Annotated in this window: 24 protein-coding genes and 2 pseudogenes; 9 read left to right on the top strand and 17 right to left on the bottom strand. The window is 60.4% G+C overall.

Annotated elements, in window-relative coordinates; all coding sequences use genetic code 11:
* Nucleotides 1-281: 281 nt before the first annotated feature.
* Genes NKJ32_RS17195 through NKJ32_RS17220 form a run of 6 tightly spaced genes read right to left on the bottom strand, consistent with a single transcriptional unit; the run spans nucleotide 282 to nucleotide 6609 of the window.
* On the bottom strand, nucleotides 282-1430 hold the full coding sequence (locus tag NKJ32_RS17195) for a response regulator (RefSeq protein ID WP_352594571.1): 1149 nt from the start codon (nucleotides 1428-1430) through the stop codon (nucleotides 282-284).
* Between the two features lie 12 nt (nucleotides 1431-1442).
* The gene (locus NKJ32_RS17200) at nucleotides 1443-1808 is read right to left on the bottom strand and encodes a response regulator (RefSeq protein WP_352594569.1); all 366 of its coding nucleotides are present in this window, start codon (nucleotides 1806-1808) and stop codon (nucleotides 1443-1445) included.
* A complete protein-coding gene (locus tag NKJ32_RS17205) occupies nucleotides 1805-3913 on the bottom strand; it encodes a sensor histidine kinase (protein WP_352594568.1) in 2109 nt (702 codons plus the stop codon). The genes NKJ32_RS17200 and NKJ32_RS17205 overlap by 4 nt, the downstream gene beginning before the upstream one ends.
* Nucleotides 3879-4436 carry an SCO family protein gene (locus NKJ32_RS17210; RefSeq protein WP_352625526.1) on the bottom strand — a complete coding sequence of 186 codons (558 nt, stop codon included), beginning with the start codon at nucleotides 4434-4436 and terminating at the stop codon, nucleotides 3879-3881. Before NKJ32_RS17210 ends, NKJ32_RS17205 begins: the two co-directional genes overlap by 35 nt.
* 26 nt (nucleotides 4437-4462) lie before the next feature.
* A complete protein-coding gene (locus tag NKJ32_RS17215) occupies nucleotides 4463-5572 on the bottom strand; it encodes an ABC transporter substrate-binding protein (protein WP_352594565.1) in 1110 nt (369 codons plus the stop codon).
* 32 nt (nucleotides 5573-5604) lie between these two features.
* A complete protein-coding gene (locus NKJ32_RS17220) occupies nucleotides 5605-6609 on the bottom strand; it encodes an ABC transporter substrate-binding protein (protein WP_352594563.1) in 1005 nt (334 codons plus the stop codon).
* A gap of 626 nt (nucleotides 6610-7235) precedes the next feature.
* Here NKJ32_RS17220 and NKJ32_RS17225 point away from each other — a divergent pair.
* Nucleotides 7236-7754, top strand: coding sequence for a GNAT family N-acetyltransferase (locus tag NKJ32_RS17225; RefSeq protein ID WP_352643182.1), 519 nt, complete (start codon nucleotides 7236-7238; stop codon nucleotides 7752-7754).
* Between the two features lie 346 nt (nucleotides 7755-8100).
* On the opposite strand, the gene NKJ32_RS17230 is transcribed toward NKJ32_RS17225, so the two are convergent.
* Complete coding sequence (locus tag NKJ32_RS17230) at nucleotides 8101-8367, bottom strand: YjiS-like domain-containing protein (protein ID WP_352828142.1); 267 nt, start codon at nucleotides 8365-8367, stop codon at nucleotides 8101-8103.
* 165 nt (nucleotides 8368-8532) lie between these two features.
* A complete protein-coding gene (locus NKJ32_RS17235) occupies nucleotides 8533-8694 on the bottom strand; it encodes a hypothetical protein (RefSeq protein WP_167522729.1) in 162 nt (53 codons plus the stop codon).
* Nucleotides 8695-8930: 236 nt separating this feature from the next.
* Between NKJ32_RS17235 and NKJ32_RS17240 the strand changes: the two genes are divergently transcribed.
* From NKJ32_RS17240 to NKJ32_RS17250, 3 genes are all read left to right on the top strand, one after another.
* Complete coding sequence (locus NKJ32_RS17240; protein ID WP_246804769.1) at nucleotides 8931-9590, top strand: Crp/Fnr family transcriptional regulator; 660 nt, start codon at nucleotides 8931-8933, stop codon at nucleotides 9588-9590.
* A 224-nt stretch (nucleotides 9591-9814) separates the two neighbouring features.
* Nucleotides 9815-10060, top strand: a complete 246-nt coding sequence (locus tag NKJ32_RS17245) for a hypothetical protein (RefSeq protein WP_352594028.1) — start codon at nucleotides 9815-9817, stop codon at nucleotides 10058-10060.
* A gap of 105 nt (nucleotides 10061-10165) precedes the next feature.
* Nucleotides 10166-11275: an IS110 family RNA-guided transposase gene (locus tag NKJ32_RS17250; protein WP_352828144.1), complete on the top strand. Its 1110-nt coding sequence runs from the start codon at nucleotides 10166-10168 to the stop codon at nucleotides 11273-11275.
* Between the two features lie 383 nt (nucleotides 11276-11658).
* Here the strand turns inward: NKJ32_RS17250 and NKJ32_RS17255 are convergent, their stop codons facing one another.
* The 3 genes from NKJ32_RS17255 to NKJ32_RS17265 all read right to left on the bottom strand — a co-directional run bounded on the left by NKJ32_RS17255 (nucleotide 11659) and on the right by NKJ32_RS17265 (nucleotide 16027).
* Nucleotides 11659-13515, bottom strand: a complete 1857-nt coding sequence (locus tag NKJ32_RS17255) for a TPR end-of-group domain-containing protein (protein ID WP_352594030.1) — start codon at nucleotides 13513-13515, stop codon at nucleotides 11659-11661.
* 512 nt (nucleotides 13516-14027) lie between these two features.
* On the bottom strand, nucleotides 14028-14753 hold the full coding sequence (locus tag NKJ32_RS17260; protein WP_352707764.1) for a phytochelatin synthase family protein: 726 nt from the start codon (nucleotides 14751-14753) through the stop codon (nucleotides 14028-14030).
* 362 nt (nucleotides 14754-15115) lie between these two features.
* Entirely contained in the window at nucleotides 15116-16027 is a 912-nt protein-coding gene (locus NKJ32_RS17265; protein WP_352828148.1) for a LysR family transcriptional regulator, read from the bottom strand.
* 168 nt (nucleotides 16028-16195) lie between these two features.
* On the opposite strand from NKJ32_RS17265, the gene NKJ32_RS17270 reads away from it, so the two are divergent.
* Entirely contained in the window at nucleotides 16196-16894 is a 699-nt protein-coding gene (locus tag NKJ32_RS17270; RefSeq protein ID WP_352828150.1) for a type 1 glutamine amidotransferase domain-containing protein, read from the top strand.
* A gap of 215 nt (nucleotides 16895-17109) precedes the next feature.
* Here NKJ32_RS17270 and NKJ32_RS17275 read toward each other — a convergent pair.
* From NKJ32_RS17275 to NKJ32_RS17295, 5 genes and pseudogenes are all read right to left on the bottom strand, one after another.
* A pseudogene (locus NKJ32_RS17275) lies at nucleotides 17110-17379 on the bottom strand (IS481 family transposase); the annotation flags it as partial.
* Nucleotides 17380-17580: 201 nt separating this feature from the next.
* Nucleotides 17581-18033: a YidB family protein gene (locus tag NKJ32_RS17280; RefSeq protein ID WP_502902691.1), complete on the bottom strand. Its 453-nt coding sequence runs from the start codon at nucleotides 18031-18033 to the stop codon at nucleotides 17581-17583.
* Between the two features lie 343 nt (nucleotides 18034-18376).
* Nucleotides 18377-19246 (bottom strand): MBL fold metallo-hydrolase, encoded by an 870-nt coding sequence (locus tag NKJ32_RS17285; RefSeq protein WP_352594034.1) that lies wholly within the window; start codon nucleotides 19244-19246, stop codon nucleotides 18377-18379.
* Between the two features lie 663 nt (nucleotides 19247-19909).
* On the bottom strand, nucleotides 19910-20470 hold the full coding sequence (locus NKJ32_RS17290; protein ID WP_352828155.1) for a hypothetical protein: 561 nt from the start codon (nucleotides 20468-20470) through the stop codon (nucleotides 19910-19912).
* 7 nt (nucleotides 20471-20477) lie between these two features.
* The gene (locus NKJ32_RS17295; protein ID WP_352625317.1) at nucleotides 20478-21653 is read right to left on the bottom strand and encodes a zinc-dependent alcohol dehydrogenase; all 1176 of its coding nucleotides are present in this window, start codon (nucleotides 21651-21653) and stop codon (nucleotides 20478-20480) included.
* Nucleotides 21654-23321: 1668 nt separating this feature from the next.
* Here NKJ32_RS17295 and NKJ32_RS17300 point away from each other — a divergent pair.
* From NKJ32_RS17300 to NKJ32_RS17315, 4 genes and pseudogenes are all read left to right on the top strand, one after another.
* On the top strand, nucleotides 23322-23846 hold the full coding sequence (locus tag NKJ32_RS17300; RefSeq protein ID WP_352784238.1) for a YciE/YciF ferroxidase family protein: 525 nt from the start codon (nucleotides 23322-23324) through the stop codon (nucleotides 23844-23846).
* 134 nt (nucleotides 23847-23980) lie between these two features.
* Nucleotides 23981-24154, top strand: a pseudogene (locus NKJ32_RS17305) (septum site-determining protein MinD); the annotation flags it as partial.
* A complete protein-coding gene (locus tag NKJ32_RS17310) occupies nucleotides 24151-24423 on the top strand; it encodes a cell division topological specificity factor MinE (protein WP_352828157.1) in 273 nt (90 codons plus the stop codon). The pseudogene NKJ32_RS17305 and the gene NKJ32_RS17310, both read left to right, overlap by 4 nt.
* Nucleotides 24420-25586 (top strand): beta-glucosidase, encoded by a 1167-nt coding sequence (locus tag NKJ32_RS17315; protein WP_352625313.1) that lies wholly within the window; start codon nucleotides 24420-24422, stop codon nucleotides 25584-25586. Before NKJ32_RS17310 ends, NKJ32_RS17315 begins: the two co-directional genes overlap by 4 nt.
* Nucleotides 25587-25608: 22 nt before the next feature.
* Here the strand turns inward: NKJ32_RS17315 and NKJ32_RS17320 are convergent, their stop codons facing one another.
* Nucleotides 25609-25881, bottom strand: a complete 273-nt coding sequence (locus tag NKJ32_RS17320; RefSeq protein WP_352828160.1) for a DUF982 domain-containing protein — start codon at nucleotides 25879-25881, stop codon at nucleotides 25609-25611.
* Nucleotides 25882-25890: the final 9 nt, after the last annotated feature.

Raw genomic sequence — 25890 nt, forward strand, 5'->3', positions numbered from 1 at the left:
CGACATCAGAAGGAAAGCGGGAAGCAGGAAATGTTGTCGCAAAAGTTGAGTTCTGCGACTGTGCAAAAGTCCCATGCAAAACCGTTGCCTTGATCGGGAGTTTTCGCGACTAGGGAAGGTCGCGAGAGGTGGTTTTCTTCCGTAGCTCCCTCGATCGGAACGAGAAAAAAGCGCCAATTGCTGCCGTTCGCTTGCTGCCGACGAACGACCGCTTTCCACACCGGTCATTTCATGCCGTCGCTCGGTTCGCCCGCGGGTCACTCATTGGGCTGCGTTCATCACTAACTTGACCGGCCAAGCCACCGGACAACTTCGTAAGCCAGCATAGGGCGGCGAAACCCCTTCAGCCTCAGTTCGCCAACTGGAACGGATTCGACCAATGATTCAACGGCACCAAGAACCCGTTGGCTGACGAGAATCTGGCGAGACTTGGCCTCCTCGCACAATCGAGCCGCATGATTCGACACAGTGCCAATCACCGCATAGTCCGCGCGCTGATCGAAACCGATCCGCCCTATGGTGGCGTGGCCCCGGGCGATACCGATTCCGAAGCCAAGCAAGTAGTCCCGTTTGCGCCATCGCTCTGAATGCTCGTCAATTGCGTCACGCATCGCCGCAGCCATTGAGACAGCCCTCTCGGTGTGATCGGCACAGGGCAGCGGATCATTGAAAACAACAACGATACCGTCGCCCACGAACCGCTCCAAAGTCCCCTCGTGACGGACGATTTGTTTGCCGAGACAGGAATGGTACTCGCCAAGGACCATCATTACCTCCTCGGGCTCGGCAGTCTCGGCGAAGGCTGTAAAGCCGCGCAAGTCGCAGAAAACGACGGTCACCTCGCGACGGTGGCTTTGAAGAAGCGCGTCTCCATTGCCTGCCGCAACGACAAGGTCGGCGACCTGCGCGGGAAGAAAGCGTCGGAGCCGGCCGATTCGCTCGATCTCCGTAACCTGCTCCGCCACTGTTTGTTCAAGAGAGCGATTCCATGCAGCCAATTGCGCTGCCTGATCCTCGAGGAGCCGCGTCTGGCTCTCCACGGTATCGTATAGCGCCTTCTGGCGCAGCATCGAGCGTACGCGCGCCATTAGTGCCCTGTGCTCGAACGGCTTGGTTAGATAGTCATCGCCGCCGGCATCCAACCCCTCGACCACATCTCGTGTATCGGCTTTTGCGGTCACAAGGATAACGGGGATCGATCGCAGGGAAACGTCTGCCTTAAGCGTGCGCACGACGCTTATCCCGTCGAGCTTCGGCATCATGATGTCGAGGAGGATCAGGTCCGGCTTGAGGCTGCGCACCATGGCAAGCCCCTCTTCGCCGTCCGCTGCAGTCACCACTTCGTAGCCATTCGCCTCGAGGCGCATGCGCAGGATTTCGAGATTTTCCGGCGTGTCGTCGACGGCGAGAATGCGAGGCGGATCGTGCAAGGCCCTGTCTCCTCAGGAAAGCAACTCCCGGATCTTGGCAAGCAGCTGGCGCGGACTGAATGGCTTGGCAATGTAGCCATCGCACCCTGCAGCAAGGGCCTTCGCCTCGTCGCCTGACAATGCGTAGGAGGTGACGGCGATTATCGGAATGTGCCGGAGCGCCGGGTCAGCCTTTATGCGGTTGGCAGCTTCATACCCGTCGATCACCGGAAGCTGAATATCCATCAGGATCAGGTCCGGCTTTTGCGCTGCGGCGGCAGCGACGCCGGCAGCACCGTCCGCGGCCTCGATCAGTTCGTATTCGGTGGTGGCGATGAGATCGCGCACGATCTGCCGGTTGTCCTCGGTGTCTTCCACCATCAGGATTCTCTTCCTCATGCTGCCTTCACATCCTCTCCCGCTCGGATCGGTATCTTCATGCGGAATGTCGAGCCTGAACCCGGCACGGACTCGACGCTTATGGTTCCACCATGCATTTCGACGATACGCTTCGAAATCGCCAGGCCGAGACCCGTGCCACCCTTCTGCCTGGTGCTGCTGTTGTCGACCTGTTGGAATTCATCGAAAATGAGCGCCTGGTCTGTGGGTGCAATGCCGGGACCCGTGTCGCGTACGATTATCTCGAAGTGGCCGTCTACCGCGTCGGCAAGGATGTCGATCGCGCCCCTCTCCGTGAACTTGACGGCATTGCCGGCAAGGTTGAGCAGGACTTGGGTCAGGCGGCGTTCGTCCCCGCGGCCCAGCGGAAGGTTTTCGGCGACGGTCACAGCGAGCGAAAGCCCTTTTGAACGCGCCAGCGGCTCCACAGCTGTAACGGTCGATCGAACAATTTGCCCAACGGAATAATCCTCGAGCGCCAGCGTGAGCTGACCCGCTTCGATCTTTGAAAGATCGAGCACGTCGTTGATGAGCCCCAAGAGATGACGGCCGTTTGCTTGCACGCGCGCCACGGTTGCCTTTGCTTTGTCCGGGAGCTCCCCGTAAATCCCGTCGACCAAAAGTTCGGTAAAGCCCAGAACCGAATTGAGCGGCGTCCTCAGCTCGTGGCTCATATTCGCGAGGAACTGAGACTTATGGCGGCTGGCCGCCTCTAGCTCCCGGCCTTTTTCTTCGATCTCGCGGAACAGCTTCGCGTTTTGAATGGCGAGCACCGATTGGGCTGCAAAGGTTTCCATCAGATGGACGATTTGCTGGTCGAATTCACCTGGGTTGCGTCGCCTGACGACGAGCGCGCCGACGATCTTGTTCGGCCTGAGCAGCGGAACCACCAGGACGCCGCGATATCCGGCGTCGAGGACGATCTTCTGAGCGGGAGAGGGCGTTCCTTCGCTGAGATCGGGTACCTGGACAGGCGCACGGCGCCGTGCGGCGTCGCCAATCCCGGGATCGTTCAGCCCGATGGCCTGGTCGGAAATCGCGGCAATGAGCTCATCGCCCATCCCATAAGTCGCGCGTGAGCGGAATTGTTGTCTGGTGCTGCTGAACACATAGATAGTGCCCGCATCCGTGTCCGAGAGTTGAACCGCCTTCGCCACGATCGTCTGTAGCACCGTGTCGAGATCGAGCGTCGAATTGACCGCCTTGCTGACTTCCCCGAGCGCCTCCAGTTCGCCGACTGATCGCGCAAGCTCGGCCGTGCGCGCCTGCACCTCTTGATATAGCTGCCCCAGCTGCTCGGACGTCTGGTTGACATTGCCGGCAAGCACTCCGAGCTCGTCCCGATTGACGACGGCAACCTGCTGCGCAAAGTCGCCGGCTGCTATCTGGCGCAGACGCGTCTCAATCTTCTTGACCGGCTCGATCAACGACCAGGAGATGATGTAGCCAAGCGCCAGCGCCAGCAGAATGCTACCCACCGCAAAGGAGACCACGATCAGCCGGGAGGTGCCGTACGCCCCCTTGGTCGTTTCGATGGCGGTCACCATGTCGGCTTCGGCGATGTTGACCAACTGGTTCGTCAGCCGTTCGAGGCGCTCGGCCAATGGCATGATCTCAGTTTGCTGAACCTTGCGCGCCTCGTCCGTGCGGCCGGCGCGGATGAGCTCCACGACCTGTGTCACCCCCGCCGTAAACCGGTCGTACTCTTGCCGGACCTGGCCGAGCACTGCCGCCTCACTTTCGGCCACGAACTCCATGCGGTCGAGGTCGTAGCCAAACTGGCTGAGCTGGCGCAGCGCTGCATCCAGCATCCGGTCGTCCTGAAGCAAGAGCGCGGTAGAGATGCTGTAGAGTTGGTTCGTCGTGTCGTGCTGAACCTGGCGGTAGGCTGCGATCCGGCGCTGCAGCTTGATCAACTCATTTGTTTGATCGTTGATCCCGCTCAACACCTGCAACCCGACGGCCCCGAGCACGATCAGCAGGCCGACGATCGACAGAAAGGCGATCAGCAGCTTGGTCTGCACGCGCGCCGGCAGCCGCGCAACCCAGCCCACCAGCCGGTTTGTGATGTTATTTGGATTCGTCCAAGAGGCTGAGAAGGTCACCCCGGAACTCCTCCAAGTCGAACCGGACGCCGAGATACTGTACGCGCAAGGTGCCGGTCGGGTCTATGAGCGACGTCAGGAATGTGTGATCGACGTCTCCTTTCGCCACCTTCCTCGCGAAGATGCCGTACTTGCGTCCGACCTCACGGATGGTTGTCGGATCGCCTGTGAGAAACGCCCAACCGTCCAGATCAGCGCCGAAGTCCTGTGCATATTGCTTCAGCACTTCGGGCGTATCGTGCTCCGGATCGACGGTGATCGAAACGAAGGCAACACTGGGCCCGAACGCAGAACCTAGCTTGTCCTGCACGTGCGCCATGTTGGCGGTCAGCATCGGGCAGAGGTCGGGACAATAAGTATAGATGAAGGTGACGGCGACCACCTTGCCGCGAAAGTCGTGGAGCGACACGGGCGCTCCATCCTGCGACGTCAGCGTAAAATCGGGGGCCGGTCCGATCCTCGGCAGGCGCTGGTCGTGCGGCGCGTCGTGCGCGTGCGCTGGCCAGGGAACAAGCAGCGCCAACAGCAGAGCGCCGGCCAGCCACCTGCTCATATCTTCAACTCGCGCTTCAGTTCGTTGAGGAAACGCCAGTCGGTGCCTTGGGCCAGGAGCTTCTGGGGGGCGCTCTTGAGCATCCCGACCTCGTGTAGGCGCAGGGCGTAGAAGCGCAGGGTGTCCTCCGCGCTATACTCGCGCCACTGACCGTAGGGGATCTCCTTCATGACCTGGACGGCAAGGTCGTAGCGCTTAGTAAAGCCCTGGTCCAACAGGAACTGCGCGGACTGCTCGGGCTCGCTGGCGCAGAAATCCGCCGCTTTCAAGATGGCGCGGAGGGCGCGTTTGGTGGCCACCGGATTCGTGCGGACGAACTCCCGGTTCCCAGCCAGCATGCAGCAGAAGTATTGCGACCAGGGCCGGTCCACGGTGCTGCTAATGACCACATGGCCGATCTGCTGCTCCCGCATCTCCTGCGGTTCGGGGGGAAAGCCTAGGTAGGCATCGATCTTCCCCTCACTTAGGAGCCGGATGGACTCGGATCCCGGATGCGTGACGAAGTGTATGTCCTTGTGGAGGTCCAGGCCCACATACGCCGTCATAGTGGCGAGAAAGACGTATCGGCTGGAATCCAGCGCCGGCACGGCCACGGTCTTCCCCTTGAGGTCGCGAATCGCCTGGACGCGATCGGTCCCGAACAGCTCAAAGCAGCCGACGTGGAGTCCTGCCAGGATGACGATGGGATCCCCCGCCTCCAGGCGGAGAAGGAGCGGGGCGGCGAAATGGTTATTGAGGTCGGCTTCACCGGAGGCGAGGGCCGTCTCGATATCTGCGGTCCCCTCTTTTTGGAGGTAAGTGACCTCGGTGAACCCTTCGCTGCGCAGCAGTTCTTCGGCTACATACTGGGGGGCCTGACAGATGCTGGGAATCCGGACGAGCCGGATCCGCGTCGTCTCAGGCGGTGGCTCCGCAGCGGCGGCTCGCCTGGGGTGCCACCCCAGTAGCCCCGCTGTCCCCGCCAGCGTTATCCCACGCAGGAACCTCCGTCGGCTGAATCGTCCGGGGTATAGGGTATGCATGGGAACCTCCCTTCCAAATGCTGGCCAGTGTGACACCGAGAACGCTGACCGGTGGACAAGCCCGAGCGTCGGCCATGCCAGCATGGCGAGCTCCAGGCCATATATTTACTAGTTGCTCACGTCTTCAACTCGCGCTTCAGCTCGTTGAGGAAGCGCCAGTCCGTGCCCTCGGCGATGATCGTCTGTGGGCTTGACTTGATCATGCTGGCTTCATGTAGGCGCAGGGCGTAAAACCGTACGGTGTCCTCGGGCTCGTATTCGCGCCACTTGCCATAAGGCACGTCATTCATCGTCTGCAGGGCATAGTCATAGTTGGCGGTGAACCCGTTATCGACGATCTGTTGCGCGACGCGCCGTGGCTCGGTGAAACAAAGGTCCGCCGCTCTGAGAATGGCGCGCAATACGCGCTTGGTGGCAGCCGGATTGTTCCGAACGAACTCCGCATTGCCCGCCAGCATGCAGCAGAAGTACTGCGACCAGGGACGATCGATAGCACTATTTACGACCACACGGCCGATGTTGCGGGCGCGCAGCTCCTGAGGCTCGGGCGGAAAGCCGAGGAACGCATCGACCTTTCCTTCTACGAAAAGCTCCATGGGCTTTGCGGAGGGACTGGAGACCCAGCTGATGTCCTTGTCGGGATCGAGCCCGACATAAGCTGCCATGCTGGTCACGAACACATGCGGGGTTGATCCCAGTCCTTGTATGCCGACACTCTTGCCCTTCAGGTCTGTGATGCTGCGGATATTCTCTTTTCCGAAGAGTTCAAAGCAACCGGGGTGCACGCCCGCCAGCACCGTGATCGGATCTCCGGCATCGATCGCAAGGGCGAGTGGTGCGGCGAAATTCAGACTGAAATCCACCTCGCCGCGCGCGATCTTCTCCGATTGCCCGACGCCTGCTTCCGCTGCCACATAACGGACGTCGGTGAAGCCCTCTGCCCGCAGCAGTTCCTCTGCTACGTACTGCGGCGCAATGCAGATGCCACTGATCTTTGCAAGGCGGATGGAGGTGGTCTCAGGCGGGGGCTCGGCCCGGGCGCTTGTCGCTCTGCCGAGAAGGCGCGCGAGACCAGCTGCCGCAGCGCCGGCTAAGAAATGGCGGCGATTCTGGATCTGCATCGGATGCTGCTCTCCCACAAGCTGCAAACAGATTGCAGTCGGAACGAACAAAAGAGGTTCCGGCAGAAGCGGATAGTCTCGTGAGCGCGCCGAGTAGTCAAAGCGCGCCCAGTCCAGATGTGGGAGTCTTGCGCTCTCAGTCGCCGGACCAGGAATGTCCCAACCAGCGATAAGCAAATATACTCCTGATTTGCGTTTGGAGCGAGGGTAAAGCTCAATCGCTGCCAAAACACAACCTAGAGCAGCGGGGCCCGTTTTGGGTCCACATTCTACCTGAGCCACGCGAACACAGATCGCCACATCGGCTGCCCCGCAGCCTCCGACACCCGAACGTCCGCCGTACTCTTTTTCGGACCTTCGACAGCGTGTCGACGATCGTCTGCATCGGATCATGGGTTTGAATTCGACCGCCGTCGAACGAACTTCTGTTTTGGCTGTGGAATGTTGCCCTTCGCCTCGTCAATTGGAACGAGCAAGTTGCGCCATGTTCAGACATTCGCGGTGCTTCTCCAGAGCGGACGTTAGCTCATCGGTAGGAGTCGACCTGCGGACCATGCCTGATGGTAGGTGTAAGGGAACGGCGTGACCCCCATGCGATGAAGCGGCGGTAGGCCGCCGCTCCGAATTTGAGCGGCCCGTCCGGCAACGCTATAATTGACCGGCAGGGGACGTTATCGATGACGCAAATCAGAGCGATGACTGAGCAGGACGTGCCGTCGGTATCGCTGCTCATTGGAGAGTCTTGGCGCAGGACGTACTCGCCAATCATGGGTGCCGAGACCGCGGCCCGCATTTCGGATGAAGATCACACGCTGCAGCGGATTGCGGCGGAACTGACAGACACCAACAAAATGTCGTTCGTGGCAGAACGGCCAGACGGCTCGATTGCCGGCTACGCGATGGCTAAGATGAATGAAGCCGGCGACGTCGTGCTTGACCGGCTCCACATCGATCAAAGCGAGTACGGCACCGGGCTAGCCGCTAATATATTGCACGCTGTCTTTGCCGCCCATTCCGGCATCCCGAGCATCGCACTCGAAGTGCTCGAGGGAAACGACCGGGCAATGGCCTTTTACTGCAAACATGGTTCGAAGTGGTCGATCGCAGGGCCGCGTCGCACGGTGCAGAAGGCCATGCATCGTTGATTATGCGCAATCTGCTATCTCGCGCCTAGTCGGAACTCGCGCATCGAACAGTACATCACGTCTTCCGTCCCCAGCGCACCGGCGGCCTCCCCGCTCGCAATCCAAATAGACGTCTTTCAGCTGTTTGATTTGCATGTCAGCGTGAGCGAACGCGAGGTCCTGAGCGTCAGAAGCCGACAATGAAGCCGGACTGATTGCGATCAGCACGGTGCCGAGCGTCACAGGCGCGAGGACTTAACAACTGACATGATCATTTTGAGATCCTCCCCAGCTCCCGTCGGTCAACATTCAGTCCTTGGGGTTGCAGGTGTAGTGCCGTTCGAAGGTCCCGTCCGCGCGCCGCTGCTTATCGAAGCCGCGATGTAAGGCTCGATCGCGCGCTCGTGGACCAGCCAAAGGGGATCTCGGCCGAGGCGTAGCCACTGCCGGCGGCCAACCGTTTCGGGATCGAGGCCGAAGCGATCCTGGTGCGCTCGATCGTCGTGCCGGCCGCGCCTGCCTCCGCATGACGGTTGGCGCGGCTTCGCAAATCGCACATGATTTCGTCACGTGAGATGCCGATGTCGCCAAGGACGTCATCGGGTAAACGGCTCAACTGGTCCGTTGCCGACAAGCGAGCTTTTCGCTCGGCGCGGAGGCGTAACCACCTGCGAAATGGACCAATGGCGGCAGCATGAATTATAACCATGATCAGATCGTCCCTTCATTGATCTGAATTGACCGGTACGGAACGGCGCGAACGGCACTCCGGGCGAGAGCGTCAGCCGTCCGCGAGAAGTTAGGCGTAGTGGTCGATGGATTGGTTTTGCCGCGGCGTGCCCATACGGCGGGCGGTGGCTGGCCCCGGGCCACGCATGTAATAAAGCTCCGGGCGGTAGCGCGGCGCGACGAATTTGCGAAACCCCGCAGCAAGTTTTGTGACGGGAGCCAAGAATTTCATGACTGTTCCCTTTCCCTTCGCCGGCTGGCACACGAGCCGGCGGGCCTGACGTTGCAACAAGGATATGACAGTCGAACCAGGCTCGGCTGTGGGAATTCCCACACCGGGCAAAACATTGGCGAAATCCGCTCCCAGTTTGCATCCCGGAAAGCGGGGCCTGCGGCCATCAAATTTCCTTGGATAGGGAGTAAGGTGAGGTACACTTGATTGAACAAGAGACCGTTGTGACAGGCTCTTTGGCCTTCATCTCAAGACTTTGCGATGCCGACCTCGCCGCGCTGACCAAACGGTGGCACGAGCGCAGCTATCGACACAACGAGCTAATCATTTCCCACGGCGACACTGGTCGCGATGTCTTCTTCCTGCTGGAAGGACGGGCTCGCGTGACACTGGTTTCAGCGGACGGCAGGGAGATAGCGTATCGTGATGTCGAACCGGGTGACATTTTCGGGGAGCTCGGAGGCATTGACGGGATTGCACGCTCTGCCAGCGTCGTCGCGCTGGAGGCAACCCGCGCTGCACGGCTGTCCGGCACAGCATTCCGGGATATCGTGATGACCCACCCGACTTTTGCCTGGATGCTGCTTGAGCATCTGTCTGCCCAGCTCCGGCGCATGACCGAGCGGGTATTCGAATACAGCACTCTGGTCGTACGAAAACGGCTGATCGTCGAGCTCCTGCATCGGGCGGAGAAAGCCGCACTCGTGGACGGCGAGGTGTCCATAAGCCCGGCACCGACGCATTCCGAGCTGGCGGCAACGATGAGCACGCACAGGGAAGCGGTCTCGCGCGAAATGAGCGACCTCGCCAAGAGAGGCCTGATCGAAAAGCGCGGCAGCAGGTTATTGCTGCATGACGTCTCGGCACTACGGGCGCTGGTCGACAAGAAGGAATAGCGAAGGCTGTCGCTGCGGCGGGGGGCACCGCACGTTTCATACTCCTCGGCCGCAAGTGATTATTCCTTCCGGCAAACCGGGCAACCTAGCGTGCCAGCGCGCGGGTCGGGCTTTGATCGCTTCACCCCTTGCAAGAATCATGACTCGGCTTCTTGATGCGGGCGCGGAACGTTATCCCCAGCCTGCTTGCAGACTTACAAGGGCGGATCGAAGGGTGAAGCCGCATGGACGTTAAATACCAAATCTTCGTCAGCTCGACCTATGCCGATTTGGTGGACGATGCACGCATGGGTCGCGGCCACGTCCCGACCCTACAGTGGCAGGCCGGCGTCTTCATAGCCATCCATGAAATGTTGTCGATCGGCCTCGTGCCGGAACGGTTGTGTGCTTGCCCAGTGCTGTATCGAGAAATCCGGATTGGAGGCGAGGAATTGCCTTGCTTCCTCCCTGGCCTCTTCCATATGCCCTAGACGTCATGTTCCGAGGCGGAGAACGGTGGCCCGCCCTTTCGTGCGATTAAAAGACGAGGGTTGCTCGGATGGGCCGAGCCGATCCTCACGCACGGAGAGCGAGCCATGGGAGAGTATAGCGAAGCATTTGTCGCGTTTGATGTAGCCAAGAAGAAGCACGCGGTTGCGATCGCGGAGGGCGGCCGCACCGGCGAGGTCCGGTTCGTCGGCGAGGTCGAGAATAGTCCGGCGGCGATAGAGCGGACGATCAAGAAGCTGGGAAGAAAGTATGATCGACTGCACGTCTGCTTCGAGGCTGGGCCGACGGGTTATGGGTTGTGCCGGCAGGTCCGCGATCTTGGTCACGACTGCATGGTGGTTGCGCCGGCCCTGATCCCGAAGCGGCCGGGCGAGCGCGTCAAGACCAACCGGCGGGACGCGGTCACGCTGGCGCGACTGCATCGGGCGGGCGAACTGATCGGGGTGTGGGTGCCGGACGTAGTCCACGAGGCTGTCCGCGATCTGGTCCGAGCCCGCGAAGCCGCAGCCGACGACCTGCGCCGCAAACGCCAGCAGCTGCTCTCATTCCTTCTGCGCCATGGGCGGATCTACCAGAACGGCGGTCATTGGACATTGGCGCACCGGCGCTGGCTTGCCCGACAGAACTTCGAGCATACCGCGCAGCAGATCGTGTTCCAGGAGAAGATCGACGCGATCGAGGACGCGGCTCAGCGACTACACCGCCTGGATGAGCAGTTGCGCGCCGTCGTGCCAACTTGGTTCATGGCGCGAGTCGTTGAGGCCTATCAGGCCATGCGCGGCGCCTCGTTCCTGGTCGCAGTGATATTTGCGGCCGAGATTGGGGATGTGCGTCGCTTCGATACGCCGCCGCAGTTGATGGCCTTTCTCGGCCTTGTCCCGGGGGAGCGCTCGACCGGTGACACGGTTCGCCGGTCGAGCCTTACGCTCGCCGGCAATCGACGCGCCAGCCGCGCCCTGGTCGAAGCGGCATGGACTTACCGCTATCCTGCCAGGGTCAGTGAGACCCTGAGGGTGCGGCTCGAGGGGCTGCCCAAGGCCGTCCGCGATATTGCCTGGAAGGGGCAGCTCCGGCTCTGCGCCCGCTATCGTCGCCTCAGCGCCGCCGGCAAGAAACCGCCGGTGGTCGTGGCTGCGATCGCATGCGAGATGGCCGCCTTCTTGTGGGCCATCGGCCGGGAGGTCGCGCCGTCATAGCCGGTCTCGACCCAACCCGCTGCACAGTGTTGGGGGTGGGGCCACGGTGGGGAACTCCCGTCGCTAGTTATGTGGCCAAGCCGATGCGCCCGACGCCCGCCCTCTAGACCGAGGACAGCCCCGAGACGAAGATACGGAAGGCCGGTACCCAACCCGCGGATGAGAGTCTGATCAACCGTCGTCTCTGAGCTCCACCCCCAGCCCTGTGCAGCTTCAGCCGGTCCGACTGCTTCGCAAACCTGCCAAGCAGGCGAGCCTTCTTGCCTTCAACCTTGACAGGGAACATGAGAGACTAGCGGCTATTCATACTCCCCTGAGAGACACGATTGTGCGGCCAAGGTCAGGCATGTGGCCGGTCATCGCTGTGAGGCAGGGCTTAATGGCTAAGCTGCCAGCTCCAATACGCGCTGCCAGCGCGGATGTTCGTGCAGTGGCGCAAAGTCAGAATCCTGCTTCACCCATGCCTTGGTTTCGTGGTTGGCATGAGGCAACAGGCGTTCCAGCAGGTCGAATGCACGATCGAACTCGCCGAAATGACAGCAAAGGCAGGCGGTGTTGTATTGCGTCAGGAGATCGTCCGGATCAATCGCCAGCGCCCGCGCGCTCCACTCCTTCGCACGTTCGGTCTCCCCGATTAAGGCGAGGGCATTTGCGCCGAGATAGGCTGGCCGGGGGTTCTCAGGATATTTCGCCAATTCGCGCTCGGCGCGTTCGACGCCTCTGCGAGCCGCATCCCTTTCGTCTTCCGGCCGCCCTAGAGAACGATAAACCTGCATAAGCAGAAGAACAGATTGGTAGTCATCGGGCTTGATCTCGGCGGCCCGCTCGTAGTGGTGGGCAGCCGCCTTGAGCTTACCTTGCGCATAGCAGGCGCGCGCGTAGAAATAGTGCGCTTCGAACAGATTGGGATCACTTGCGATAGCCTGCTCGAACTCCTTTTCTGCCTCTTCATATCTTTGGCCGACCGAGAGAGCGAGACCACGCGACGCGTGTGCTTCGGCCAGCCCACTTTCGATATCGAGCGCCTTGCCACTGTTGGCGAGGATGCTCTCGAGCGAGACCTTCTCGTCGTAATTGAGGAATAGAAAGGAGTCGCAGTCGGCGATGCCGGCGTAGGCGCGCGCATAAAGAGGGTCGAGCTCGATTGCCTTGCCGAACATCCGCTTCGCCAGCACATAGTAGGTCTTGGACGTCCGGTGGAAAAACTCTCTCCCCCTCAGATAGTAAGTATAGGCCTCGACGTTCTCAGTGGGAGCCGCCTTGATCGCCCTTTTTTCGGCCGGCAGCAGCTTGACCTTGAGCTGATCGACAATGGTGTGAGTGATTTCGTCCTGAATGGCGAAGATGTCGGTGAGTTCACGGTCGTATCGGTCGGCCCAGACGTGGCCGCCATCCGCCCCGTCGATAAGCTGTCCCGTTATGCGGACGCGCTGACCGGCCTTGCGCACACTCCCTTCGAGAACGAATTTGACGCCGAGTTCCCGCGCAACTTGCTGCACCTTCACCGCCTTGCCCTTGTAGGTGAATACCGTGTTGCGGGCGAGCACGTGGAGTCCGGAGATTTTCGACAGGTCGGTGATGATGTCTTCGGTAATTCCGTCGGAGAAATACTCCTGCTCGGGGTCGCCGCTCATATTTGTGAACGGCAGGACGGCGATTGAAGGTTTTTCCCTCTCGCGCCCCTCGGGCGATGCTGTTGCCGCGCTGTTCTCGAAGCGGAAAGGCGCGGCGAGTGCGACGTGGTAGACTCTGACCGGCCGGTCGATATTCTTGAGCTCGTGTTCCCCCGTGTCCTCGAAATCAAGATCAAGATTCTTGCCGAGATGGTCGCGAACCGTGCCGGAGATTGCGACGCCCCCGGGCCGGGCGATGCTTTCAATTCGCGCCGCCACGTTGACGCCGTCGCCATAAATGTCGTTGTCATCGAAGATAATGTCGCCAAGATTGACGCCGATGCGAAATTCGATGCGCCGCTCCTCTTGCACGTCGGCGTTGCGCTCGCGCATGCGGCGCTGGATGTCGGTCGCGCAGGCGACCGCGTTCACCACGCTCTGGAACTCGACCAGCATGCCGTCGCCGGTGAGTTTCACGATCCGACCCTGGTGCTCGGCGATCTTGCCGTCGACCAGATCTCGCCGATGCGTCTTGAGCGCCGAAAGCGTACCGCCCTCGTCGAGACCCATGAGCCGGCTGTAACCGACCACATCGGCGGCAAGTATTGCGCTAAGTCTTCGTTCCATGCGCGGCTAGCCTGTTTTACGGCGAGTCAGGGTAGCAGGTTCTCACAGCAGCGGCATCACACTAAATCCGCTCATCGTAATTCGGAAGAGAGAGCATTGAAACTTAGGTGCAGACGAGGCGTGGTCACGGAGATGACAGCGGAAGCGATGAAAGCCCGTGCGTCAAAAGGCCTTTGGATTTTTTTACGGCGATCACGGAGCGTCCGCTTACTGCACCTATCCGAAGTCGACAGGCACGTTCTGGAAGGTCCGCTACTGGCGCACCTTACTCGTTCCAGTGGACGAGGCGAACAGCAACAAACCATCCATCTCGGCCATTGGCGGCAGCCAGTTGGTAGAGTTTGACCCTAGAACGCCAGCGTGTGAGACCACCGCCGCCGGGGCGAGCGCATGCCGGGTCGGCACCCACCGGGTTCATCGGCGGGCGGGGGCGGGATGGTTTGTGGGGCCCCGCATCAATGCGCGTGACCCCTCGCTCACAGACTGGATGATCGCGTTGAAGGCGGTGATCACTATTGAACAGAAGCCGCCGATACCAGGACGAAGCCGCGGGTCTTGTTCTCGTTGTCGGAGTCCTGGGTGTTCATGGCATCGAAAAGCTCAGATGTCTTCACCCACACCGGAGGGTATTTATACCGTGCGACATCAAGGATGAGGAAGCGGTCTGATTTCCCATCATAGGCTGCTAGCGGCGAGATATGGCCGCCCTTCTCCTGTCCGATTGCCTTGCGGAGGTAATTGACGATCACGAAATGGTTCGACTGGCCGAGATGGGAACTCGCCAGCTTGCGGAACTCGTCGACTGAGCTGTCGGCGGCATGATGGACTTCTGCCTTGACCGGCTGCGTCGCAAGAATTCCACCGATCTGATCGAGGGTCATACCTTTCTTCGCCAAAACATCTCGGGCGAGAATGGCGTCTGTTCGTTCATCGAGGACATTGTCCTGCGTGAAAGTGCGATATGGCTCATACTCCGGAACCGAAGGCGCCGGTACATTGAGCGCGTTCAGCACCATGACGATGCTGGCGACACCGCAATAGGACTGTGTCTTCTGCGTCAGAAAGTTGCTTGCGAGAGGGAAATAGGCCTCCCGTGCATCGCTTTCGACAAAGTAGTTTTCGCCAATATCAGAACTAAAGCCGGCCAGATTGTCAGGAAGCTTCAGGGTTTCGGCGCTTGCGCTGGTGACGAACAGCCCCAATGCGACCACTGCCCCATGAACGAAGTGCTTAGACATGGCAACGTCTCCGCTGGGTGATCGTGCCACTATACCAGAAGGACGGGCGTGTATCACCATCCCCGTTCAGGGTCGAAGGTCGGGTTCGAGAGGAGGGGCCGTATCAGGCGCGCCCGGCCGACAACTTCGTTCAAAGTTCGGGATCTCCTCATGGCCGGCTGCTCTCGCCGCCAAAACCATCCAAATCGCTCTGAACGACCGAGTTCGACCCTTTTGGCGGTCGTTCAGTTGCGAGCGTCGCATGACGCGATCTGACCAGAGTTGCCCTTCATCAGCCCATTTCGCTGCCTGATAGCCGACATTCGCGGCAACCGGCACTGATGGCTCTTGGCGGACAGCAACACGACTACAAGAAAGCCAACTTAGGTGGCTTCCGAAGTCATTTCCTTTGCCAGTTCGCCGATCATCGAACGCAACCACCTGTGGGCCGGGTCGTGGCGGTAGCGAACGTGCCAACCCATCTGCACTGGAAAAGTGCCGAGGTCGACGGGCGCGGGTAGTACCTTCAGGCGCGGATCCCGCTCAAGGCTCCGGCAGATGAGGCTCGGCAGCGTTGCACAGTAGTCCGTGACGGCAAGCATCTCAGGCACGGCTAGGAAGTGCGTGACAGAAACGGCAACCTCTCGCTTGAGGTTCTGCTGCCCCAATGCCTGGAAGAGGCCCGCTCGCAGCCGGCCCGGTGGGAGCACGTTCACGTGCTTGAGTCTCTCGTACTGATCTCGGGAAATACGGTCTCGAACGTCGGGATGGTCCTTGCGCACCACGCAGGCGAGCCCATCGTCCATAAGATGCTGGACGACAAGGTTGTCCGGCGGATCGATGATCCGGCCAAGCACCATCGCCGTGGTACCGGAAATCACGCCGGTCTCGGCGAGATCGTTGCCAAAAGCTGTCATGCGGAGCTTGATGCCCGGCGCTAGCTCACGCGTCCTCGCGACAAGGGCCGGCATCAACACAAGCTCCACGTAGCTGTTGGGGGCAAGCGTGAACAGTCGTTCGGCGTTTGCTGGCTGAAACTCCTGCTGGTTCAAAATGAGATCGTCCAGTTGCGCCAGCGCTGCTTCGATTGTCGGAGCGATCTCCTCGGCCAGTTGCGTCGGCTTTATGCCGTACCTTTCCCGGATGAACAGCGGATCCCGCAGGGTGTCGCGCAGGCGGTTCAACGAATTGGACAGCGCCGGCTGGGTGATGCCCAGTCGCACTGCTGCCCGTGTCACGCTTCGCTCCTCCATCAGGGCCAGGAAAACCGGGAGCAGGTTCAGATCATATCTCATCGAGATATAATCCCATCTGAATATCTAAAATCAAATAAGTAAATTTCTGAAATATGTGGGCAGGTGCGATTATCAGCTCATCGACAAGCCGATGCGGCTGATCGAGCTTCAGTGCAACCGGCCACGGCGCCTCATGGCGCGGCATCACCTGACGAAAGGATGCAAACGATGAAAGTGCTAATGGTACTCACCTCCCACGACGTTCTCGGTAGCACCGGCAAGAAGACCGGCTTCTGGCTCGAAGAGCTGGCAGCGCCATATTACGTTTTCAAAGACGCCGGTAACGAGATCACCCTCGCCTCGCCGAAGGGCGGCCAGCCACCTCTCGACCCGAAGAGCGACGAGCCGATGTTCCAGACCGACCTCACGCGACGCTTCAACGCCGACGAGGCTGCCAAGGCGCACCTCGCAGAAACTGTGCGCCTGGACAGCGTCGACCAGAAGGACTTCGATGCGGTCTTCTACCCCGGCGGCCACGGCCCGTTATGGGATTTGGCCGAAGATCCGAATTCGATCAGATTGATCCAATCCTTCATCGCGGCCGGCAAGCCGATCGCCCTCGTGTGCCATGCACCGGGCGTCCTGTGTCGCGTAACCAATCCCGACGACACGCCGTTCGTTCAAGGCCGATACGTGACCGGCTTCACCAACAGCGAGGAAGAGGCTGTAGGCCTCACGCAGGTCGTGCCGTTCCTCGTCGAGGACGAGCTCATCAGCCTCGGTGCGGTCTTCTCCAAGATCAAGGACTGGGGCGTGCACACAGTCGTCGATGGCCAGCTCATCACCGGTCAGAACCCAGCATCATCGAGTGAGGCAGCGGAGGCGCTTTTGGCTGCTCTGAGCCAAATGAAGGCAAAGACCGCCTGAGCGATTGGAAGCATCGTGATCTGCCAACGGCTCGCGTCGGCAGATCACCATCAGAGGCGGGAGTTTGTCATGTCCTGCCGTCAATTCCACGATATTGCTGTCGGATGCCCAGCAGATGATCGAGAGGTCGATCGCCGCCGCTCGCGCGCTGAATGTTCCCTGCTCAATCGCTGTCGTCGTCTGGGCATCTGCTGTCCTTTGTTCGCCAGGACGGGGTCATGGCAGGATTGCGAAAGGGCGATGCGGGACGCGTCGTCGATGCAGACATGGACGAACTCCCAGCCGGCGCTCCGAGACTTACCCTTTTTCGGATCACCGGTGATGCGATGGCCGACTTGGCTGAAGCGGTCAAGCTTCTTGATGTCGATATGGATCATCTCGCCGGGGTTCTCGCGCTCGTAGCGTCGGACCGGTTCGGCCGGCTCGATATCGCTCAGCCGCGACAGCCCGGCACGCTTGAGAACCCGCCTGATGGTGGCGGGCGAGCCGCTCACTCACCACTAACGGCGCGCTCGCGAGCGGCTTCGTAACCGCCGAGCTACACCACCTGACGGGACACGACCGACGAGCCTTCCCAAGGCCGGTAACTTGGCGGGCGGGCTGTCCAACTGGGTGCGTCCGAGCAATTGGATTCCCGGTGTAGAGTTGCCACCCTGGATCTCCGGCTGCATTCCTAGCTGTGTCCCCTAGGATACATTGTCGAGCAGGGTCGACTTATCCAAGCCTTGTATCGGCTCAGGCGGCCATTCACCATTCGGCGTCATCTCGTTGACTGTCTCGGGTAGATCCCGCGCAATCCTTCTGATTAGCTCCTCGCGCGAAAGACCCATCTGCATCGACATGGACCTGAGTGTACCTTCGTCCATTGCCGCTTCGACGTCCCTTGGCTCGATCGGTTGGTTTGGCCCGCTGCTAACCCACGAGTCGACCTTCGATCCTGCCCCCACCTCCCTGAACCGTTCGAGGATCTCACCAAGGTCAGCCCTCGACACGCCATTCGTTATCTGAGCCAGAATTCTGCGTTGTGGGTCGTTTGGGTTAAGATACCCTGCTCCCGGAATCAATTCACAGAGCTTGTCGCGATTTTGGTATGCCAGAACGCCAAGCATCGCGATCGCCAATCTTCCCAGATTTGCCATTTGGTCTCCTCCACGGTTTTGGCCCATGAGCGAATCGAAGCCAAGTCTTGGCGGATGCCGCTCGAACAACTTCTTGCCGGTCGGCTCGACGGCGGAGAGGACGCGTCCTCGGGGTACTCGTTTTCCATCTGACGTCTTCTCCTGACGCGGAACTTCGGGGCGCTTGGCCGCAGTCGCCCTGCGCCGATCGAACGCCCTAACCCGGCGCCTTCCGGGTTTGTTCCGCTTGTCAGAGTTTGTCGGGGACGGTGGGGGGCGCGACCCGACGGGTAGCTCTACCGGCTCGAGAAATAGAGTCTGCCCAACTTGACCATATTTCAGAACGACGGCGGCTCGGTTGGCCTCAGCTACCTTGGACTGCCGCCGGCTCGCGCACGAATTTCAATTTCGGCGGGACGGCGAACACCCTGAACCGCTCAGCCAGGCTGTCAAGAGCTTGACGCATGCCCACTCCCGCAGCAGCCGCACCGTGTCCACTGATGACCATCTGCGGGTTCAGGGCAGCCAGGTGCTTCACGGATCTTTCCGCCGCATCCCAGTCCGGCGTGAAGTAGCGCGGCGGACCGTGCATCTCAAGATCCTGAACGGCGACCTCATAGACTGACTCCTGACCGGTGGTGATGAAAGCGTCCCCTACGATCAGCGAGCGGTCCTTCTCGCGCCAGAGCGAGATATGCCCAGGAGCGTGCCCGGGTGTGTGTAGCCATCGCCATCCGGGCATTCCGGGGATCGATCCGTCGGCAGGTAAGAGTTCCAAACGGTTGCCAAGATCAATTGGCCCCCGTGGAAAAAGGGGCGAAAGCAGCGCCATAAGTCCACCCCCGACCCAGGGATCCGGTGGCGGATAGGATGCGGTTCCGTCCAAATAGGGGCGCTCGAGTGGATGCGCGAAGACAGGCACGTCCCACTTATTCGCAAGGTTTAGAACCGTTCCCACATGGTCGAAATGGCCGTGGGTCAGGATGATCGCGGCTGGCCGTGCGTTCGTGCCAAACCGCTTTTCCGCGACCGCAAGAATGCTGCTGCGGGACGTCGGCAACCCGGTATCAATCAGCATCCAGTTCCGATCTCCGCTGCCCGGTGCGCCGAAGAACACGACATTGACGATTGCTAGCCTCAAATAGCCCAAGTCCGGTGCGATGCTCCAAGCGCCGTCGCCAAGATCCTCGCGCCTGGCGTGGTCGATCTCGGAAAGTCGAATCTGAACGGTCATGTGATCCCGTGCCTCTCTTGTTGCTGAGCAGCCGCTCGAGTCGATCGGCGGCGGTGGTACATCGCCTCGAACTTGGCACGTCCCTCCTTGTTCCTCATTCGCCACCCAGCTCCGGACAGTCCACCACAGGAACAAAGGCTCGACCAATCGGTTCGGCATTACCCGGTCACGCAAGGACGAGCTGGACTGAGCAACGAAGATGGCGCGCGCCCGATTGGATGCGGTATTTCGCCAACGCGGTTCCCGGTCCTAACGAGGCGGCCGAGTTAGAAGCCGACTGCTGAAAGGAGACTTCGAATGAGCGAAGTGGGGCGCAGGGACGAGCACCAGGTGGAGGCTCCGGTTCCGCAAGCTTCGCGCTTCGCCAGTTTTTCATCGCAGGCTTTGAGTGCTCCTCGCACCGGCGCAAGGACGGAGTTCGCCTCGATCTTATTCGTGCGACCTCGCATAATTTGCATGCCCTGGGCGACTACCGCGGCTGCGCCGAACTCGGCCTTCGCACCATCCGCGACAGACTGCGGTGGCAGCCAAATGTCCGGAATACTATTGTCGATCTCGCCGAGAGACCTTTTGGCAGTGGCGCCCGACCGGCTGCCATCCTGTTGACCCACGGCCATTTCGGGCAGCGGCGACGGCAGAGAAGGAGGACAGGCGTGGTGCCGGTCAACCAGCATGTCGGTTCTGGCCGGCAGATGTCGACCTCTCCGTCCGCGCAAGGCCCCGCACGGCGGCCACTCCGCGTGGGAAGCCGCTGCGGTTGCTAAAATCCTGCGGTTGCGCGCGGCCGCGAGCGTGCCGGGCGCTTACCTTTTGGGCGCTCAACCAATCGATGAGCGTCACACCGGCGATGAGGACCAGAGCAAGGCCGACATTGTCACGTTTTGGATTGTCGCGCCGGAACGCCGGCAAGAGTGTTGCTATGTCGAGCGCGTCACCGGCCACACGGCTCCAAAGGCCTGCCTGTTTGTCTACCGACAGCGAGAGAATGCCGCTGCTGACTTCCCGCGCCCCGTAGGCACGGATGATGCTCTCCTTGCCGCGCATGCCGAGTGCGCGGGCGATCCGTTGGGAGGCCACAAGCTCGGCGACACCCAGCGCTATGCTGAACCAGCCGAGTTTGCTTGCAAGCATATCGGAGGCTGTGAGCGCGGTCGGGCCAGACTTTACCACCCTGGGGTCGCTTGGCGATCTGCTGAGATTGCCGAATTTGGTAAGCATGTTCATGGCTCTCCTAGGGCTTCAGTACGACTTTGACGCAACTATCCTGCTTGTCGCGGAATACCTTGTACATCTCGGGTCCTCGTTCGATCCCGACCGTGTGGGTGATGACGAAGGAGGGGTCGATCTGACCTTCTTCGATGCGGCGCAGCAGGTCGTCGGCCCAGCGATTCACATGCGTCTGGCCCATCCTGAAAGTCAGGCCCTTGTTCATGGCCTGGCCCATCGGGATCTTGTCGACGAACCCGCTATACACGCCCGGGATTGAGATGACGCCGGCCGGCCTGCAGACATAGATCATCTCCCGCAGCACGTGTGGGCGATCGTTTTCCATCAGCATGATCTGTTTCGCGCGATCATAGAGAGTGTCTGGTTGGCCAAGTGACACATGGCTTTCCATCCCGATGGCATCGATGCATTTGTCCGGCCCTTTGCCACCCGTAAGCTCATTCAGCGTTTCGATTACGCTCGCGTCCTTGAAGTTGATTGTGATGGCGCCGGCTGCCTCAGCCATGGAAAGGCGTTCCGGCAGGCAGTCGATCGCCACAACCTGCTCGGCCCCGATCAGGATGGCGCTGCGTATGGCCATCTGCCCCACCGGGCCACAGCCCCAGATCGCGACGGTATCGGACGGCTCGATGTCGCACTGAACAGCAGCCTGCCAGCCGGTTGGAAAGATGTCGCCGAGGAAGAGGACCAGCTCATCGGAGAGGCCGTCCGGTACCTTGATATGCGTGGCGTCGGCAAACGGCACGCGAACATATTCGGCTTGTCCGCCCGGGTAACCGCCGGTGAGATGGGTATAGCCAAACAGCCCGGCCGTGGTGTGCCCGAATGCTTTGTCGGCGATATTCTTGTTGCGGTTGGTGCGTTCGCAAACCGAGAAATTCTTGCGCTTGCACTGCTCGCATTCACCGCAAATGATTGTGAAGGGGACGACGATGCGATCTCCCTTCTTGAGGGCGCCGTTTACGCCGGACCCAACTTCCACCACCTCTCCCATCATCTCGTGGCCCATTATGTCGCCAGGCAGCATCGCCGGGATGAAGTTGTGATAGAGGTGCAGATCCGAGCCGCAGATCGCGCAGCTGGTCACCTTGACAATGGCGTCGCGCGGGTCCTCGATTTCGGGATCGGTAACCTGGTCGCAACGTATATCTTCTTTTCCATGCCAAACGAGAGCCCGCATGCTTCATCTCCTGTGGATGCCCATCTGCAGCGCCGCCGGCAACGCCCTTGACCGAACTCCCGCGCAAACGGGTGCTGAGAAACGGCTGCTTCCTTCATTCCGGAGCCAACCCCGGCCGCTTTCCTTCGGATTATGGAGGTTTCTTGCGCCGAACCCGTGAGGCAGCATCGATGTTCCCGCGTCTTTAAAAAACTCGGCCCCGCATTATCAGAAGAGTCGGTTTTCGCGGAGCACCAGGGTCCTTTCACAGCCGTCGCTGCCCGGTTGGGACATGGACTCCGGCTCAGCGGTTTGTTTCACCGGGTGTGGCGGCTTCAGGCCGAAGGCCTTGCCCTGGACGCAGCCGAACTAGGGTCAGTGATCTGCCGGGACATCAGTGATCTTCTTCCTATGTACCCACAGGACCAGGCTGGCAGGCCCATCTCACCTTCACATCCAGCAATCGCAGCTAGCGCCAAGGCAGACCTGGATACTCGAGGGAAGTTGCCCGGACATGGACACAGGGATTTTCAAATCGGGATCGGCAGATATGGATGTCATGCGCTGGGTCCGGACGTGTCGGTGCACAAGCCGCGAACAGGACACGAGCTTTTTGCACCAGAGCTGGAACAACAGCGCCGGAGCAAGGTTTGATTCCTGCAGCGTTTTCCTCCAGCTGCGTGATCGGGGTTGTCCGATCGGCCCGCGCCTATTCCCGGGCGCGGGCCATGTCAACGACCTACATACCCCGAAAATCCTATGAAGGCGGTGAAAGACCAAGCCGTCCCGTTGAACCGGATCCGTGGGCGCCGAGCAAATGCGGTTGCGCGCTGGGAACGGTGAGAAGCCGCCTCAGTCGCCCACGCGCCAGCGTGCTGGAGCTTCTCGGCGAAGCGTCGCGTGGACGTTGAAGGAAAGAGGCGATCACCTGCACGACGAGCAGCCGACTGCCACCGTGCGCAGCAATCCCTGATCCATTGCGCGCGAGCCGTGAGCAACCCCCGCCGGTGACAGAGATCGGTGCAGACTGGAACAGCACAACGTCCGCCAAACTCGAAGTGGCCACGGGAACGCGCGCCTTGCTGGCGGTTGCCGGATTGCGGAACTGGGCCTGAGCCAGGTCGACGTGGGACCCGAGGCGATTGCGATCGCATTTCGCATAAGGCCTTTGGACTCACAATGGCAGAACGTCATAAATGGGGCGGGTTCGAACGTCGGGGAGGCCTTTAGTGTAGGCGCCCGTGGCGCGAGGTCGCATCCGACATTAGCGGGTATGATCGAAGTCCACGGCGAGACCACAACTGACCGCATGGCCAGCGACCATGTTTTCGAGCTCGCGGTCTGAAATCGAGGGCGTCGGAACAATTTGCCTCGGCGCTATGAAGGTGAGCTCTGTCGAGATCAGGCGGTGGCGGCGACTTCGCGTGCCGATATATTTTTCGATAGGATCTTCACGCCGTCGCACCACACACCTCCAATTCAACTTCACCCCACATCAATTGCGGAAGTTTCTCAGATGCGCATTCACATCGGTTAACCGGACCAAAATAGACGCGCCTCCACTCAAGAATGAGCAGTTCGTTCCAGCATTGGCAGGACAAGCGAGTTGTGGGCCATGGTGAAGGAACAACAAGGCACTGGCCTCGTTAGAGCCGTACATCCATCGATAGCTTTCAACAGGAGATGAGAATGGCGACGACGAGAAGATCACAAGGCAGCTCCAAGGGCTTGGAAGACCTTTTCTACGATGGTCTGAAGGACATCTACTACGCCGAACGGAAGATTCTGACCGCCTTAAAGAAAATGGCAAAGGGCGCAGAGTCCGAGGAGCTGAAGGCCGCGTTCGAAAAGCATCGAGACGAGACAGAAGGTCAAATCGATCGCCTGCAGCAGGTTTTCGACGCGTTTGGCAAGAGGGCTCAGGGCAAGACCTGCCCAGCGATCGATGGCATGATCGAGGAGGGGCAGGAGATTTTGGAGGAATTCGGAGACGCTCCAGCATTGGACGCAGGGCTCGTGGCTGCAGCCCAGGCCGTCGAGCATTATGAAATCGCGCGCTACGGCACTCTTGTGACGTGGGCGGGCTTGCTCGGCCTAAGAGACGCAGTCCCACTTCTGGAACAGACTCTGGAAGAAGAAAAAGCCACCGATGAGGCGCTCACCCAACTCGGCGAAACTGGCGTCAACGAACGGGCAATGCAGCAGGCCGCGTGAGGTGGCGTATTGCTGGGGTGGCCAATCCGAAATTTGCAGCTTCTTGAGCAGCGCAAGGAGCGAATTCGGATTTGGCCATTTTTCTCTGTCGCTTGCCTGTCGAGCACACGTGTTTTGGCACCAACCGCATTGTACTACTGCGCGCATCCAATGTGGGCGCGCCGGTTACGCTCAGCGAAAACACCAACCCCGCCGCACGCGCCTATATCGACGCGGCAAGAAGACTCGAGGGCGAGGACCTGCCGGTCATTCTGCCTTTCGAGCGGAGGGGCCTCCTCGACCGGCTGTTGGGAAGGAGGGCAGCATGAACCTGCTCGATATCTTCAAGCGCCCCGGCAGCGCGCCCGTGGCGCGCGAACGCTTGCAACTGCTGTTGGCTTACGAGCGTCGAAGCCGCAACCAGCCCGATCTCGTCTCCGTGTTGCGCGAGGAGACCATGGCGGTGATCGCCCGGCAACGCCAACATGTCGACGTGATGGCAGCCGAATCGAAATCGAAGAGGCGACCGAACCCGGCAAAGGGCGATCGCCGAACGCAAGTGCTTGCGCCATCCCTGGCCGACAGGATGCCGGTATGAACGAGGAACCGGCTCGTCGGCCTGCGGCAGATCCTTCTGGCATAGACAGCTTTTTCATGGCTGGTTTCGAGTGTTCCTCGCATCGTCGTGCCGACGGGGTGCGCCTTGATCTGATCCGGGCGACCTCACATGACACCCATGCATCCGGCGACTATCGCCGCTGTGCCGAGCTTGGGCTTCGCACGATCCGCGACGGCTTGCGCTGGCACTTGATCGAAACAGCGCCGGGAGTCTTTGACTGGTCGAGCTGGATGTCGGTGATCGAAGCAGCCCAAGCGGCCGGGGTGCAGGTTATCTGGGATATCTTCCACTATGGTTCGCCAGACCACGTCGACCAAGGTGGCCTCGGCTTTGTCGAGGCCTATGTCCGTTTCGCCGCGGAAGCTGTTCGGGTTCATCGCTTAGCCACCGGAGTGGCTCCCCTGGTATGTCCGATCAACGAAATTTCGTTCTTTGCGTGGGCGGTGGAGGTCGGCTATTTCCCGCGCGTCGGGCAGAACAAGCGCGGATGGTTCAAACGCCACCTTGTCAGGGCAGCGATCGCCGGGATCAGAGCAATGCGGGAGGCCGAACCCAGTTGCAGGTTCATCTGGGCTGAACCGCTCATCCATATTGCTCCTCGTGACCGCACTCGCGCCGAGCGGCGGCGCGCCGAAAATGCTCGTCAGGGCCAGTTCGAGGCTTACGACATGCTGGTCGGGCGCGCGGAGCCGGAGTTGGGTGGCAGCGAGGACCTTGTCGACGTCATAGGCCTCAACTTCTATCCGCACAACCAATGGTACTTGAATGGGCCAACGATACCGATGGGGCACCACGAATACCGGGCGCTTTCGGAAATGCTGGCCGAGGTCGACGAGCGCTACAAGAAGCCGATGTTTATTGCCGAGACCGGCGCCGAGGGCTCAGGACGGCCGGCTTGGCTCCATTATGTTTGCGACGAAGTGCGCGATGCGATGAGCCTCGGAGCACCTATTCAGGGCATATGCCTGTACCCGGTGACGGCCTACCCCGGTTGGGACAATTCGCGCCACGCCGAAGTAGGCTTGTTCTCCACCATTCATGCGGACGGTTCGCGCACTCTTCACAAGCCGCTTGCCGACGAGTTGGAACGCCAGCGCCGATTGTTCGAGGCCTTCGAAAACGAGCCAGCAGGCGCGGTATAGCCCGCCGATAGTGCGCCGCGCTTTACTGGCATCGGCAACGCGGTAAGCCTAAATCTGTCCGCCGAGATAGATGCCTCCTTCCAGCGATGATCGCCTCGCGTGCGACCCTTGGCGGCTTTTCGCTGCGCAGGACGGCAAGGCACGCCTCGATTGTTGCGAGTCTCGACTTGCAAGCCGGCTCCGGCCAATCCTTCAGCAGAACCTGGGCCGCGTCCGTTACCGACACAACAAACCTGTCGCGATCGATCCGGCTGGGTTGAGCGACTATCGGCTTTGTGAAACGTCTCGTACGCACGACCCCTCC

This window comes from Mesorhizobium sp. M0159, assembly GCF_040322295.1.
GTDB lineage: Bacteria > Pseudomonadota > Alphaproteobacteria > Rhizobiales > Rhizobiaceae > Mesorhizobium.

What these genes read in the sequence shown, in the direction of transcription:
- NKJ32_RS17200 (WP_352594569.1), bottom strand. Translation starts at nt 1,808, where the DNA reads ATGAGGAAGAGAATCCTGATGGTGGAAGACACCGAGGACAACCGGCAG.
- NKJ32_RS17215 (WP_352594565.1), bottom strand. Translation starts at nt 5,572, where the DNA reads ATGCTGGCATGGCCGACGCTCGGGCTTGTCCACCGGTCAGCGTTCTCG.
- NKJ32_RS17220 (WP_352594563.1), bottom strand. Translation starts at nt 6,609, where the DNA reads ATGCAGATCCAGAATCGCCGCCATTTCTTAGCCGGCGCTGCGGCAGCT.
- NKJ32_RS17235 (WP_167522729.1), bottom strand. Translation starts at nt 8,694, where the DNA reads ATGAAATTCTTGGCTCCCGTCACAAAACTTGCTGCGGGGTTTCGCAAA.
- NKJ32_RS17245 (WP_352594028.1), top strand. Translation starts at nt 9,815, where the DNA reads ATGGACGTTAAATACCAAATCTTCGTCAGCTCGACCTATGCCGATTTG.
- NKJ32_RS17250 (WP_352828144.1), top strand. Translation starts at nt 10,166, where the DNA reads ATGGGAGAGTATAGCGAAGCATTTGTCGCGTTTGATGTAGCCAAGAAG.
- NKJ32_RS17255 (WP_352594030.1), bottom strand. Translation starts at nt 13,515, where the DNA reads ATGGAACGAAGACTTAGCGCAATACTTGCCGCCGATGTGGTCGGTTAC.
- NKJ32_RS17260 (WP_352707764.1), bottom strand. Translation starts at nt 14,753, where the DNA reads ATGTCTAAGCACTTCGTTCATGGGGCAGTGGTCGCATTGGGGCTGTTC.
- NKJ32_RS17265 (WP_352828148.1), bottom strand. Translation starts at nt 16,027, where the DNA reads ATGAGATATGATCTGAACCTGCTCCCGGTTTTCCTGGCCCTGATGGAG.
- NKJ32_RS17270 (WP_352828150.1), top strand. Translation starts at nt 16,196, where the DNA reads ATGAAAGTGCTAATGGTACTCACCTCCCACGACGTTCTCGGTAGCACC.
- NKJ32_RS17280 (WP_502902691.1), bottom strand. Translation starts at nt 18,033, where the DNA reads ATGGCAAATCTGGGAAGATTGGCGATCGCGATGCTTGGCGTTCTGGCA.
- NKJ32_RS17285 (WP_352594034.1), bottom strand. Translation starts at nt 19,246, where the DNA reads ATGACCGTTCAGATTCGACTTTCCGAGATCGACCACGCCAGGCGCGAG.
- NKJ32_RS17290 (WP_352828155.1), bottom strand. Translation starts at nt 20,470, where the DNA reads ATGAACATGCTTACCAAATTCGGCAATCTCAGCAGATCGCCAAGCGAC.
- NKJ32_RS17295 (WP_352625317.1), bottom strand. Translation starts at nt 21,653, where the DNA reads ATGCGGGCTCTCGTTTGGCATGGAAAAGAAGATATACGTTGCGACCAG.
- NKJ32_RS17300 (WP_352784238.1), top strand. Translation starts at nt 23,322, where the DNA reads ATGGCGACGACGAGAAGATCACAAGGCAGCTCCAAGGGCTTGGAAGAC.
- NKJ32_RS17310 (WP_352828157.1), top strand. Translation starts at nt 24,151, where the DNA reads ATGAACCTGCTCGATATCTTCAAGCGCCCCGGCAGCGCGCCCGTGGCG.
- NKJ32_RS17315 (WP_352625313.1), top strand. Translation starts at nt 24,420, where the DNA reads ATGAACGAGGAACCGGCTCGTCGGCCTGCGGCAGATCCTTCTGGCATA.